General features: G+C 65.0%; 13 protein-coding genes. 1 reads left to right on the top strand and 12 read right to left on the bottom strand.

All coding sequences use genetic code 11. The features are described from left to right. Positions 1-73 precede the first annotated feature (73 nt). From CCR94_RS17015 to CCR94_RS16960, 12 genes are all read right to left on the bottom strand, one after another. Positions 74-907 (bottom strand): lytic transglycosylase domain-containing protein, encoded by an 834-nt coding sequence (locus CCR94_RS17015; protein ID WP_104509042.1) that lies wholly within the window; start codon positions 905-907, stop codon positions 74-76. Positions 908-1008: 101 nt separating this feature from the next. Further along, on the bottom strand, positions 1009-2196 hold the full coding sequence (locus CCR94_RS17010; RefSeq protein ID WP_158254806.1) for an acyltransferase family protein: 1188 nt from the start codon (positions 2194-2196) through the stop codon (positions 1009-1011). 13 nt (positions 2197-2209) lie between these two features. Then, positions 2210-3340: a GNAT family N-acetyltransferase gene (locus CCR94_RS17005; RefSeq protein ID WP_104509040.1), complete on the bottom strand. Its 1131-nt coding sequence runs from the start codon at positions 3338-3340 to the stop codon at positions 2210-2212. Continuing rightward, positions 3327-4133, bottom strand: a complete 807-nt coding sequence (locus CCR94_RS17000; protein WP_104509039.1) for a glycosyltransferase family 2 protein — start codon at positions 4131-4133, stop codon at positions 3327-3329. Before CCR94_RS17000 ends, CCR94_RS17005 begins: the two co-directional genes overlap by 14 nt. Before the next feature lie 169 nt (positions 4134-4302). After that, entirely contained in the window at positions 4303-5673 is a 1371-nt protein-coding gene (locus CCR94_RS16995) for an MBL fold metallo-hydrolase RNA specificity domain-containing protein (protein ID WP_104509038.1), read from the bottom strand. Beyond that, positions 5670-6617 carry an LOG family protein gene (locus CCR94_RS16990; protein WP_104509037.1) on the bottom strand — a complete coding sequence of 316 codons (948 nt, stop codon included), beginning with the start codon at positions 6615-6617 and terminating at the stop codon, positions 5670-5672. Before CCR94_RS16990 ends, CCR94_RS16995 begins: the two co-directional genes overlap by 4 nt. 57 nt (positions 6618-6674) lie before the next feature. Then, a complete protein-coding gene (pth, locus tag CCR94_RS16985; protein ID WP_104509036.1) occupies positions 6675-7283 on the bottom strand; it encodes an aminoacyl-tRNA hydrolase in 609 nt (202 codons plus the stop codon). Positions 7284-7345: 62 nt separating this feature from the next. Beyond that, the gene (locus CCR94_RS16980; protein WP_104509035.1) at positions 7346-7993 is read right to left on the bottom strand and encodes a 50S ribosomal protein L25/general stress protein Ctc; all 648 of its coding nucleotides are present in this window, start codon (positions 7991-7993) and stop codon (positions 7346-7348) included. A 169-nt stretch (positions 7994-8162) separates the two neighbouring features. Next, on the bottom strand, positions 8163-9047 hold the full coding sequence (locus CCR94_RS16975; protein WP_104509034.1) for an S-methyl-5'-thioadenosine phosphorylase: 885 nt from the start codon (positions 9045-9047) through the stop codon (positions 8163-8165). 310 nt (positions 9048-9357) lie between these two features. Beyond that, the gene (locus CCR94_RS16970; protein WP_244594111.1) at positions 9358-9708 is read right to left on the bottom strand and encodes a DUF6460 domain-containing protein; all 351 of its coding nucleotides are present in this window, start codon (positions 9706-9708) and stop codon (positions 9358-9360) included. Positions 9709-9730: 22 nt separating this feature from the next. Next, a complete protein-coding gene (locus CCR94_RS16965; RefSeq protein WP_104509033.1) occupies positions 9731-10156 on the bottom strand; it encodes a hypothetical protein in 426 nt (141 codons plus the stop codon). Between the two features lie 103 nt (positions 10157-10259). Further along, a complete protein-coding gene (locus tag CCR94_RS16960; protein WP_104509032.1) occupies positions 10260-10952 on the bottom strand; it encodes a response regulator in 693 nt (230 codons plus the stop codon). 653 nt (positions 10953-11605) lie between these two features. Here CCR94_RS16960 and hemA point away from each other — a divergent pair. After that, positions 11606-12919, top strand: coding sequence for a 5-aminolevulinate synthase (gene hemA / locus CCR94_RS16955; protein WP_104509031.1), 1314 nt, complete (start codon positions 11606-11608; stop codon positions 12917-12919). Positions 12920-13126 lie beyond the last annotated feature (207 nt).

The raw sequence follows: 13126 nt of genomic DNA, 5'->3' as shown, positions 1-13126 counted from the left end.
GCGCCCGCACGCGGGCGCAAAATGTTTGTTAAGGTTTTGTCCCCAATCGCGGCGTTTGTAAAGCAGGCCGATCTCAGGTTTTCAGCACGGCGCAGGCGCCGCCGGCGCCGTGGATTTTTGCGCACAAAGCTTCCGCCGCCGCCCGACTCTGCGCCGGCGCCCGGATCGCCCAGAACCGCGCGAAACCGCGCCCCGGCGCCCGCCGGCCGATGATCATGGGCTCGCCGGTCAGCAGGCCGCCAAAACTCCGCCGCGCCCGCGTGTAAGCCGCCATCGCCGCGCCGCGATTGAACGCGCCGGAGATCTGCACGCCCCAGGGCGCCATCAGGGCGGAGCGGGCGAACTGGAGCGGCTCGTCGCGCACCATGCGCGACGCCAGCTCCAGGCAGGAGCCTCCCGGCAGCTTGATCGTCTCGGCCGCCTTGGCGTCCTGCCAGTCTTCCGCCACGTGGCGCGTGATGATTTCGACATAGGAGCGGGTTTCGAACGGCAGGCCGCCGGTCCCGGCCAGCCAGGCCGCGACGCGGTTCGGCCCGCCATTATAGGCCGCCGCGGCGAGGCCGAGATTGCCGAACCGCGTCCGCAGCTCCGAAAGCAGCTCCGCCGCCTTGGGAATGGCCTGCTCCGGGTCGAACGGATCGGAAAGCCCACGCTCGGCCGCCGTGCCCGGCATGAATTGCGCGATGCCCTGGGCGCCCTTGGGCGAGACCGCATTGGAGCGGAACGCGCTCTCTTGCCAGATCAGCCGGGTGAGAAAAGAGACCGGCAGGTTGTGGGTCGAGGCGGCCTTTTCGATCATGCCGCAGACCTGCTCGCGCAGGCCTTCCTCGGCGCGGGCGGGCGCCGAAAGCAGCAGCAGCGCCAATGCGGGCGCGAAGATCGTGGCGATGCGTCCTGGCAAAATCATGCTCCCGAAGCCATCTGGCGAAATTGCAAGGCTCCTGTCGCGGACCGGCCGGGAGGGGCGGGTCCGCAGCCAGCTTTCGATAATCCCCAATGACGAGGGCATCAAGCCGGCAGCACGCGCCGGGCCGGGGTCTGGCCGCGCGCCGCCAGCGCGTTGAACCAGCTCCGGCCGGGCCGCTCGATGAAACGGAAGGTCAGCGCGGACACCCCGAGCACCAGCGCGACATAGACCGCGAACACGCCGGCCTGCGCCAGCAAACCTTGCGAAAACACCGCAGCCAGGGCGCGCCCGCCGTCGGTTCCCGGCGCCACGCCGAACAGCCCGAACTTGCCCGCGACGGAGGCCGCCCGTCCCAGCACGTTTACCAGCAGGAAGGCGTGGACCATGTAGATCGAATAGGACCATTCGCCGAAAGCGTGGAACGGCCGCGTCAGCAGAAGGCGCGACACCGGCCCTTGTTCGCGCGCGTAAATCAGCGTGGCCAGGGCGAACAGCGGCGGCGCGAGCATGAACAGCCAGAAGCGTTCGCCATAAGCGATGAACGCGATCGCGACGAGCGTAACCAGGACTTCCGCCGCCGCCAGCGCCCAGCGCGGCCAGCGGGCCAGGAGATCGCGGTTTTCCGCCCGCAACCTCTGCGCGGCGACGCCGAGGAAGAAGCCATAAATGCAGCGCAGCAGGCCGTAGTCAAAAGTCAGATCCTTGCTGACCCGCGCCGCGAAAAAGGTGGCGACGCCGCCGGCGAGCGCCAACAGCACGACGAGACGCGTCTTCTCCCTCAGCGGGTCCTGACCCGCCCGCGACAGCGGCAGCGCCAGCACGGCGGCGAACAGCATGTTGACCCAGAATTCGACGCTGATGCTCCAGGCCGGGAAATTCCAGGTGATGCCGTCGTGCAGGCCCAGCGCCTGCGCCAGCGCCAGATTGCTCAGCAGCGAGGGAACCGATGTCCCTTGCGAAAACGGCGTCGCGGCCAGCGTCGCGCCCTTCAGGCTGGCGACGTAGCGGCCGATCTCGACCACGACGAACAGGCCGAGAATGAAGAAGTGCAGCGGGTAAAGCCGCCCGACGCGCCGGATCGCGAAGGCCGCGCCCTCGCCGCGCGCCGCCAGCGATTCGAAAAAGGCGTGGGCGAGAACGAAGCCGCTGAGCACGAAGAAAAAATCGACCAGCGCGAAGGAGTGGGCGATGAAGTCCGGCGGCGTCACATTCATGTGGGTGTAGAGGTGCAGCAGCGCCACGGTCAGGGCGCAGAGGCCACGCAGTCCGTCCAGGGCATGAAAGCGCATCACCTCTCCCTTGTTATGCTTCGACGCAATCGTCCGCATCCGGCTCCGCCACCGGCCGCGCGCCGTGGCGCAACCGGCGCAGCAGAGGCAAGGCGAGCGCGCCACGCCAGCCGGCGCCGCGCGTGTAAAAACCTTCGGTGGTCACCAATTCCGGCCGGAACCGCGTTTTCGAGCGATCGATTCCCGACGACAGGTTCACGAGCCGCACGTTTTGCTCATGCGCCCATCTCAGCGTCTCCGCCATTAGCGTGGTCATGATGCTGTAGCGGCCGTAATCGGGGTCGTAGCCGGAGAAATAGAGGTAGAGTTCGTCGCCCAGCGCGAAGCCGAGGCGGATCGCGACGATTTCGCCGCCGACGCGGATCTCGAACAGGCGCAGGTCGCCGTTGCAGGCCATCCGCCCGCAATAATCGTCAAGAAAGGCGCGCGACCGGGCGCCATCGAAAACATTCGGGTGTGACGTCACGTCCTTGAGCGCGGCGCGCCGGGCATGCAGCGCGTAGAATCTTTGCAACGAGTCACACGCCGCTTCCGGCGCGGTGGTCACGCCAAACGCGTAATGCACGTTGTCGGCGCATAAATCGTTCTGGCTCTTGCGCAGATGCTTTCGCGTCTTTTTCGGCAGGGCCGCGTGGAAAGCGTCCCAGCTTTCCGCCATCGGCAGCACGGAATCGACATCCTCCAATTGCGGCTGAACGATGCAGTCCTCGCGCGAAGAGCCCGGCGCCATGCCGCGCCATTGCACGAAATCGCAGTCTTGCAAGGTTTTGACATGCGCCGCCAGCCGGGCGCAGACTTCGGGCAGGCGCTCGCGCCGGCACACCGGGCCGCGCAATTGCGTGACATAGGGATCGGCGCCGAAGAACTGCAATTCGCTGAACAGGCCCGGCCCGAAGCCGGGCCGGCGCGTCCGCATCATCGGCGCGACGGCGACGAGTTGGCCGCCGTCGTCGCGCAGCACGAACACGCGCATCTCGTGCCGCGCGAGGGCTGAGGGCCGCGCGCCAAAATGCTTCCACCACGTCAATTGCCACAGCGGCGATTTCGACGGCGTGCGCAGGGTCATTGCGCCGAACAGCCTTTGCCATTCCGGCGCGAGCGCCTGAAGCTCCTCTTGGGAGCTGAGGACGCTAATTGAGATCATCGATCTTGTTCAACAATTTGGCGAAAGTCTTCATGGCGTAGAAATCGACGGCGCCATGCTCCGCGCGGTAGCGGCTGTGAATGTCGCGGTAGGATTGCTCGATCAGCGGCTGGCGGTCGGGCAGGCGCATCAGCGAAGGGCCGATGCGATAATGGATCGAGGTGCGGTCGAGCAGCACCGCGCCGAATTTGCGAATGGCGCGGGCATAGAAATCGACGTCCTCGGCGATGACGGGACCATTGCTGAAGCCGTCGATCTCGGCGACGCAGCGCTTGCGGGTCATCGCGGCGCTGCACACCAGCAGCGTCTCCTGGAAGAACATGGCGGCGGAAAAGCCGAGCTTGCCCATGCGCTGGTATTTTTTGGCGCGGCGGAAGGCCCGGTCGAAATAGGCGCGCTCGCCGGAAATCTCCGTGTCGCCGAACGGCTCGATCTTGCCGAACACCACGCCGATCTCCGGGCGCTCGGCGAAGGCTTTCAGCGCCTCGGCGTAATAGCCGTCCGGCACGAGATCGTCGTCGTCGAGGAAATGGATGATCTCCGCTTGCGCCCCCCGCCAGCCGAGATTGCGCACCAGGGCGGGCCGGCCGCCCGAGGGCGCCGGGGAGCGCTGGTAGGTCAAGCCACGGTCGAGATAGGGCGCGACGACGTTTTCGGCCGAGCCCTGGGGGCAGTCGTCGACCACGCGGATTTCGCAGGCGACGCCTGTCTGGGCCAGAACGCTTTCGATGGCTTCGACGAGATGTTCAGGCCGCCGGAATGTGGGGATGATGACAGAAATCTGGGGGATCATAAGGGTTTCGCGCCTCGGGCCTCAGGCCCGCGTCGAGCGGGAGACTGTGCCCAAGCCGCTAAGGAAGGCTTGTCCGAATGCGGGGATTCCGGTTAACGCGCGCGCGTTCGCCGACAAGTTTAGCGAAATTTTCTACAGTCTTAACGAATGGTTTCCCTGTTGCGCCGCGTCACAGCAGAAAGCTCTTCCCCAACTCGGGCCGATCCACCGGGCCGGGCAGCAGACCGGCGAGCGTCTCCATCGCCTCCTCCTCGCCATGCACGAGAAAAGTCCGTTTCGGCGCCGCCGACTTGTGCCAGGCGACCAGCTCGGCCTGGCCGGCATGGGCGGAAAAGCCGTTGATGGTATGGATATGCGCGCGCACCGCGATCTCCTCGCCGAACAGCGACACTTTTCGCGCGCCATCGATGATCTGGCGCGCCAGCGTTCCCTTGGCGGCGAAGCCGACGAAGATCACGCTGGCGCCCGCGCGGCCGAGATTGTGGCGCAGATGATGGCGCACGCGCCCGCCATTGCACATGCCGGCGCCGGCCATGATCACCGCGCCGCCGCGAATGGTGTTCAGCGCAATGGACTCCGCCGCCTCGCGGCAGAAATGCAGGCGCGGCAGGGCGAAGGGATCGCGCCCCCGCGCCAGCAGGGCGGAGGTCTCGCCGTCATAGCATTCCGGGTGGGCGCGAAAAATCTCCGTCGCCGAAATGGCCATGGGGGAATCGAGGAAGACCGCCAGGGCGGAGGGCAGTTTGTTGTTTTCCATGCCTTCGCGCATGTAGAACAGCAACTCCTGCGCCCGCTCCAGCGCGAAGGTGGGGATGACGACATTGCCGCCGCGCTGATAGCTCTCGTTGAGGGCCTGATAAAATTCTTCAAGCGTCGGCGCGAGCGCGCGATGGTCGCGGTCGCCATAGGTGCTTTCCATCACCGCCACATCGACGCCATGGGGGACGACGGGATCGCGCAGGATGGCGCGGTCGCAATTGCCGATGTCGCCGGAAAACAGCAGCCTTTTGCCCTCCGCCTCGACCAGCAGGCTGGCGGAGCCGAGAATGTGGCCGGCGTCGAAAAAGGTGACGGCGAGGTTGTCGGCCAGTTCGACGCGGGTCTCGTAGGCAATTGCGCGGCCGAAGCGGTCGAACACGTTCAGCGCGTCGATCAGGTCATAAAGCGGCGCCGGCGCTCCGGTTTCGCCGCGGCGCTCGGCGCGGCGCGCATGGGCGCGGGCCTCCTCCTCCTGAAGGTGCGCGGAATCAAGCAGCACGAGGCGGGCGAGATCGCGGGTGGCGGCGGTGGATATGATCTCGCCGCGAAAACCGCGCTTGTTGAGCAGCGGCAGCCGTCCGCAATGATCGAGATGGGCGTGGGTGAGCAGGACGAAATCGATGTCTCCAGGGGAAAAACCGAAATCGCCGGCGTTCTCCTCGGCGCTTTCGCGCCCGCCCTGGAACAAGCCGCAATCGACCAGCACTTTCTTGCCCGCCGCCTCCAGCAGGTGGCAGGAGCCGGTGACGTTGCGATCGGCGCCGTGGAAGGAAAGTTTCATGATTTTCCGCGCTCCCATTGCATGATGGCGTCGAAAATGTCTTCAGCCGTTTCGGCGAACCAGAACAATTCGCGGTCCTCGGGGTCGATCACGCCCTGCTCCGCCAGAAAGTCGAAGTTCACGGCGCCGCGCCAAAACGCCTCCCCCACCAGCACGATGGGGATAGGCTTGATTTTTCGCGTCTGCGCCAGGGTCAGGACTTCAAAAAGTTCGTCGAACGTGCCGTAGCCGCCGGGAAAGGCGACCAGCGCCACGGCGCGTTGCAGGAAATGCAGCTTGCGCATGGCGAAATAGTGGAACTGGAAGCACAGGCCGGGCGTGATGTAGGGGTTGGGATATTGCTCGTGGGGCAGATGAATGTTGAGGCCGACGCTCTGCCCCCCGGCCTCGAAGGCGCCGCGATTGGCGGCCTCCATGATGCCCGGCCCGCCGCCGGTCATGATGCGAATCTTGCCCAGTCCGCCCCAATCAGCCAGCGAGGCCGTCTGGCCGAACGCCCTGGCCACGTCGTAATAGCGGCTGAGCGCCAGCACGTTTTCCGCCGCGCGCAACCGGACCTCGGCCGCACGCCGGTCTTCTCGCCGGTCGTCCGCCGCCGCGACGACCCGCCGCGCCGCCTCGACGCGCCGCTTCGCGGCGGCGGGCTCGCACAGCCGGGTCGAGCCGAACACCACGATGCAGCGCTCGATCCCCGCCGCCCGCAGGCCGTCCTCCGCCTTGAGATAGTCGAGTTGCAGCCGGGCGCCGCGCGCGGCGGGGCCATCCAGGAAATCCTGGTCCTCCACGGCGAGCCGGTAGGAAGGGCTGGCCGTGATCGCCTCCAGACGGGCATGGGCGGCGGGATCGTCGGCGGGCGGCTTGGGATTGCGCCCGGGCAGCGGCTCGCGCCGCTCCGGTTTGGGCGGCGTCGGGATTTTACGGGGGGTGTGGTTGCGCTCGGTCATGCGGGCCTTTTGCAGTTCGGTCTACGCCGATCGCCGCCTCCGCTCAAGCCAAGAGAATTACGCGCCCTTCGTCACCGGCGCGGCCTGCCCAAAACCGGCGGTCTCCATGGCCAGATGCACCTTGCTCTGGAAATGCGAGTCGTCGCCCTTGACCAGCAGGTCGGCGTTGCGGGCGAGCGCGTCGCACAAAGCCTCGACCCAGCCCTGCTCAGCCTTGGCGAAATCGCCGAGCACATAGGAATGGACGCGCGCCTTGTCGCCGGGATGGCCGATTCCCAGCCGAATGCGCCGGTAATTCGACCCCATATGGGCGGTGATGGAGCGCAGGCCGTTGTGGCCGGCGTCGCCGCCGCCGATCTTCACCCGCACTTTGCCCGGCGCGAGGTCGAGTTCGTCGTGGAAGACGAAAATGTCGGCAAGCTCGATCTTGTGGAAGCGCGCGGCCTCGGCGACGGAGCGGCCGCTTTCGTTCATGTAGGTCTGCGGCTTGAGCAGGATGGCGCGCTCCGATCCGAACCGCGCCTCGGCCATGTCGCCCTGGAATTTCTTGCGGAACGGCCCGGCGTCGCTGGCGCGCGCCAGCGCGTCCACGGCCATGAACCCGATATTGTGGCGATTGCCGGCATATTCCCGACCGGGATTGCCCAGTCCGACCAGTAGCAGCATGACCAACCCTCAAAACAAAACCGCCCGCTTTTTCAAGCGGGCGGTCTTCCGAAAGCCGAAGCTTACTTCTTGCCCTTGGCCGGAGCCGCAGCGGCTGCTGCCGCGGCGGCGGCGGCCGCAGCTTCCTCGGCCGCGGCGACCGCGCCGCCGGGCGGCGGGGCGACCGTGACGATGGTGAAGTTGGACCGATCGACCGGCGTGCAGTTCGCCGGCAGTTCAATCGACTTGATATGCACGGCGTCGTTGAAGTTCAGGCCGGAGAGATCGATGGTGATCGAATCCGGGATGTTGTCGGCGGGAACCAGCATGTCCACGGCGTGGAGCACGATGTTCAGCGAACCGCCGCGCTTGATGCCGGGGGCGACTTCCTGGTTGGCGAAATGCACGGGCACCGCCACCTTGATGCGCGATCCCGGCTTCAGGCGCAGGAAATCGACATGCATCGGCGTGTCGCGCACGACGTCGAGCTGGTAGTCGCGCGGAATGGCCTTTTCCTTCTTGCCGTCGATCTCGATTTCGAAAATCGTGGTCAGGAAGTGGCCCGCGTAGATCAGCTTGTTGAGGTCGCGGTAGTTGAGGGTGATCGGGGTCGGGGCTTCGCCGCCGCCATAAATCACTCCGGGAATATTGCCTTCACGACGAACGCTGCGGGCGGCCCCCTTGCCGGTCCCGCTGCGAACCGTGGCGGCGAGGGTCTTGATCTCGGCCATGGGTTCATCCTTTTTGGAAAGATCGCGCCCACGCCTCCAGGGGTGTCGGAAACGGACGCGAAGCGGCGCTTTTAATCGCGCCGCGCCGAAAACGCAAGCGCGCCCGTTCCTTTTGGCGTCACGCTTGCGACGTCACGCCGTCCTGGGGTTCATCCGGCCTGCTTGGCGCTCATCCGGCCTGCTTGGCGTTCACCCGGGCGAGGATGGCGTCGAGCTTGTTCAAGAGTTCGGGATCGCGCGCGTCCCTTGCCGTGGTCAGCGCATAGTCCAGCGCGCGGTCCGATCCGACCGGACAGGGCTGGTGCTCGACGGGGAAATCGGTCAACAGCCGCGCCACCAGTCGCGCCGCCTTGTCGGCGTTGGACTTCACCACCTCCATGATGTCGGTGACCTCCACCGCCGCGATCTCGTCATGCCAGCAATCGAAATCGGTGACCATCGCCAGGGTGGCGTAGGACATTTCCGCCTCGCGCGCGAGCTTGGCCTCGGGCAGCGCGGTCATGCCGATCACCGAATAGCCGGCGGCTTTGTAGCTGAGCGATTCCGCCTTGGAGGAAAATTGCGGCCCCTCCATGCAGACATAGGTGCCGCCCTTCACGATCTCGATCTGCTCGGCGCGGGCGGCGGCGATCAGGCGATGCAGCAGCAGCGGCGCCACCGGCTGGGCCATGGAGACATGGGCGACGCAGCCGTTGCCGAAGAAAGAGGTTTGCCGCCCGAAGGTGCGATCGACGAACTGATCGACGGCGACGAACATGCCGGGCGGCAATTCCTCGCGGAACGAGCCGCAGGCCGAAACCGAGATCACGTCGGTGACGCCGACCCGCTTCAGCGCGTCGATATTGGCGCGATAATTGATGCCCGACGGCGACAGGTGATGGCCCCTGCCGTGGCGCGGCAGGAACACCGCCTCGGTCCCGCCGATCCGGCCAAAGCGCAGCACGTCGGAAGGCTCTCCCCAGGGCGAATCGACCTTCTCCTCCTTGATGTCCGAGAGGCCGGGCAAATCATAGACGCCGGAGCCGCCGATGATGCCAAGAAGCGCTTTGGTCATTCGCCAATCCTTTGAACTTGAGTCTTCGCAGCGAAATTGGCGCAAGCCTCGCCGCGCGACAAGGAGCCAAATCAAAAAAAGGCAGGGCCGAGGGAAACGGCAGGACCGAGGGACCCGAGCAAAAAAAAACCGGACACTTGCGTGCCCGGTTTGCCAAAAAGGCTTTAAGTTGGCGCCACTGGAGCGAAATGGGGAGGACACTCGCCCGTACGTGGTGTGCCCCTTCTATCGCTTAACAGTTGCCGCGCCACAATTTTTCATACCGCAACACTGCCATGCGCCGAGCGCATGGAGGCGACCGGATTGTTGGTTAGTTTTTCGGACCGCGCGGCTTCATGCCGATCAGACGCAAGGCCAGCCAGACCGGAACGACAATGGCCGCGCCCGCCGCGACATAACTGGCGATCTCGCGCACGGCGTCGAAGCCGGCGGCCCAGAACCGCTCGAAGATGCGCTGAACGCCGGTCAGGACCTCCATCGGACGGATATCCAGCCAGACCAGGAAGAAACCGACCATCAGCGACAGCAGAACCAGTCGGGTCAGCACGGAGCCGGGAGAACCGCCAAGGAAGCGTTCAAGGTCGGAGTCCGGAGGCCGCGCGGCGACGTCGGCCGGACGCGGCGCGAACGGATGCTGGGTCTTGAGATTTTCCTCGGACATGGCGTCGATTCCTGCAACAGATCTAGAGTGAAGGCGGGGCGGGCTTTTCCGTTTCCCGGAACAGGCGCAGCATGCGCCGCATGAAGGTTTCGGCGCGGTCCATGGCGCGGTTGAACCGGCGGTCCTCCTCGTCCTGCTGCGCCAAGGCGGGCGGGGCGGCGGCCCCGGCCTTGAGCGCGGCGTTTTCCTTCGACAGCCGGGCGATTTCCGCTTCCAGCGCGGCGCGCTCGTCGGCTCCGGCGCGGCATTGCGCCTGATCGGCCGATGTCGTGCACAAGGAGGTCTGGCCGGTCTTGGTGTCGAGGCGGAGAAAGCCGTTCGCGACCGGCGTCATGGCGAACCGCCCGTTCTCGGCCTCGGCCGGCGCCGGCGTCTGCGCGCGCACGGGCCCCGCGAGGGCGGAAAACAGCCCCACGGCGCAAAAAAACGATCTTCGTGTCGCGGACATGACGAGCCGCCTTTCCCCTCGGAACGACAGCCAGAACATAAGGGCGAGGGGCCGCGGCGCCAGAGGCCGCGCGCGATCTTGCCGAAATTTAATGGCGGGAAGTCTAATGAGGCCCTTCGACGGCTATGCCGTTGACGGTGTTGACGGCGCCGGAGAAAGCCTCGATTCGCGCGGCGGCGATCACGGCCTGGGTGCGGCTCTCCACCCCGAGCTTTTGCAGGATGGCGGAGACATGGGCCTTCACAGTGGCCTCGGACACCGACAATTCATAGGCGATCTGCTTGTTGAGCAGACCTTCCGACAGCATCATCAGCACCCGGACCTGCTGCGGCGTCAGCGAGGCCAGACGGCGCACGCTGTCGGCCATGTCGCGGTCGGCGGGGCCGGCGAGATCGACATCGGCGGGCGCCCAGACATCGCCGGCCAGCACCGCGCGGATCGCCGCCTGCATGGTCTCCATGTCCGTGCTCTTGGGGATGAAACCCGAAGCGCCGAAATCGATGCACATGCGGATGACGCTGCGTTCTTCATTGCCCGAGACCACCACCACCGGCGTGCCCGGATATTGCGCGCGCAGCACCAGCAGCCCGGAAAAACCCCGCACGCCCGGCATGGCGAGATCGAGCAGCACAAGATCGGCGTCGCCGCTGGCGTCGAGAGAGCGGGTCACATCGTCGAGGCTGCCGCATTCCACCAATTCGGCCCCGGCGACCGCAGACGCGACCGCCTGTTTCAGCGCGCCACGCACGAGCGGATGGTCGTCGGCGATCAAAATACGCGTCTTCAGCTGATCCACACTGCCTCCGGGGCTATGGCGCCCGAGCCAATTCAAGCTCCCCTTTGCGTGTCATACTAAAGACTGTCAAGGCAATTTTGTCCATATGCGACGCAAGTTTTATTTCGAAGTCTTTTGCGGCGCGGGTTCAGCTTATTGTAACGTTTGGCGCGCCAGTCGTGCGAAGGCGTCGCTCAATCCTCCAGCATCTCGCCTGTCTTTCACGAAGACAGAGCGGCGATCATGCAATGAAAAAAAATCCATTTCTGTCGGACGTCCGCTTTGCATTTGTCTTTATTTGGTCCATTGAAAAGCGCCTTGGTGGCGGAAGGCGCCTCCAGCCCTTTGTCAATCGGAACAGACGTCAAGTAATCTTTACATGCGATGGCCGCGCGCCCGAGCGCGGCTCTTGTCCAACCCTGTGAAATCGGCCAAGAATGATCTGGCGCAAGGAAACTGGGCGCCCGGCGTGATTGTTTGACGTCGAGTTAAGCAGACTGCCTACGACAGCATCTTCCAGATGCGTCATCGTGGCGGTCGATCAAAGGCGCGGAACCCTGATAAGGGATGCGTCGGGTAAGCCGAGGCTTGGCCGGGAACGACTGAGCCGCAATGAACTAGCTCAGATCAACCGCGGCAAAATTGAGCCGTTGCGGACCGGAAGGTTGAAGACGATGCAGTATCGCGAGATTTTCGAAAATGCGATCGGCAAACTGAAGGCGGAACAGCGCTATCGCGTGTTCGCGAACCTTGAACGTGACACAGACCGTTTCCCCAATGCGATCTGGCGCCCGGACAATGGTCCGGCCCGCGACGTCACTATCTGGTGTTCCAACGATTATCTCGGCATGGGCTGCAACCCCGAGGTGACGAAGGCCATGGCCGCCGCCGCGAAGAAACACGGCGCCGGCGCCGGCGGCACCCGCAACATTTCCGGCACCAGCTATCCGCTGGTCACGCTCGAAGCCGAACTGGCCGACCTGCACGACAAGGAAGCCGCTCTGGTCTTCAATTCCGGCTGGATCTCCAATCTGGCGTCGATTTCGACCATCGCCGACCTGCTGCCGAACTGCCTGATCCTGTCCGACGCCCTCAACCACAATTCCATGATCGAAGGCGTCCGCCGCTCCTCCGCCGAGCGGAAGATTTGGCGCCACAATGACGTCGCTCATCTGGAGGAGTTGCTCGCGGCCCAGCCGCGTGAGCGCGCCAAGCTGATCGTGTTCGAGAGCCTGTATTCCATGGACGGCGATATTTCGCCGATCAAGGACATCTGCGACCTCGCCGAAAAATACAACGCCATGACCTATATCGACGAGGTTCATGCGGTGGCCATGTATGGCGAACGCGGCGCCGGCGTCGCCGAGCGCGAAGGCCAGATGCACCGCATCGACGTGATCGAGGCCACTCTGGCCAAGGGCTTTGGCGTGGTCGGCGGCTATATCGCCGCGACGGCGGCGATCTGCGACGCCGTGCGCTCCTTCGCGCCGAGCTTCATTTTCAGCACCGCCCTGCCGCCGGCCGTCTGCGTCGCCGCGACCCAGTCGGTGCGCATCGCCAAGGCCCATCCCGAACTGCGCATGGCGCATCAGCGTCAGGCGTGGCTCACCAAGCATGCGTTGATGCGCGCCGGCCTGCCGGTGATGACCAACACTTCGCACATCGTCCCGGTGATGGTGGGCGACGCTCAGTTGTGCAAGGCCGCCAGCGACATGCTGCTTGAGCGCCACAACATCTACATCCAGCCGATCAACTATCCGACCGTGCCGCGCGGCACCGAGCGCCTGCGCATCACCCCGACGCCGCATCACGGCGACGCCCACATCACCCATCTGGTCGAATCCATGGTTGATGTCTGGAAGACACTTGGCATCGCCTTCGCGGCGGCGAGCGACATCGAATCGCCCTTCGCCAATGACGCGGACTGCACCTATCCGCAGAAGAAGCAGGATTGCAGCTATCCGCAGATCAAGCGCGCGGCCGAATAAGCCAAGCCAAACACCGAGATCGGAAGAGCCGGCTTGACGCCGGCTCTTTTGTTTCATGGCGGCTTTGCGCCGTATCGCCTTTACTCCATGCCGGCGCGCGCGGATCGCACATCCTTTCGGCTGCTTTTCCCCGACTTGCGGAGTCCGTGAAGGCGACTATGCTTCTCCCGGCCCATGAACCGCGCAAATCGCGATCGGCTCCGCGAA

Source organism: Rhodoblastus sphagnicola (assembly GCF_002937075.1).
Classification (GTDB): Bacteria; Pseudomonadota; Alphaproteobacteria; order Rhizobiales; family Beijerinckiaceae; genus Rhodoblastus; species Rhodoblastus sphagnicola.
The sequence above is the reverse complement of the archived record's forward strand: the minus strand, read 5'-3'. Positions and strand labels throughout refer to the sequence as shown.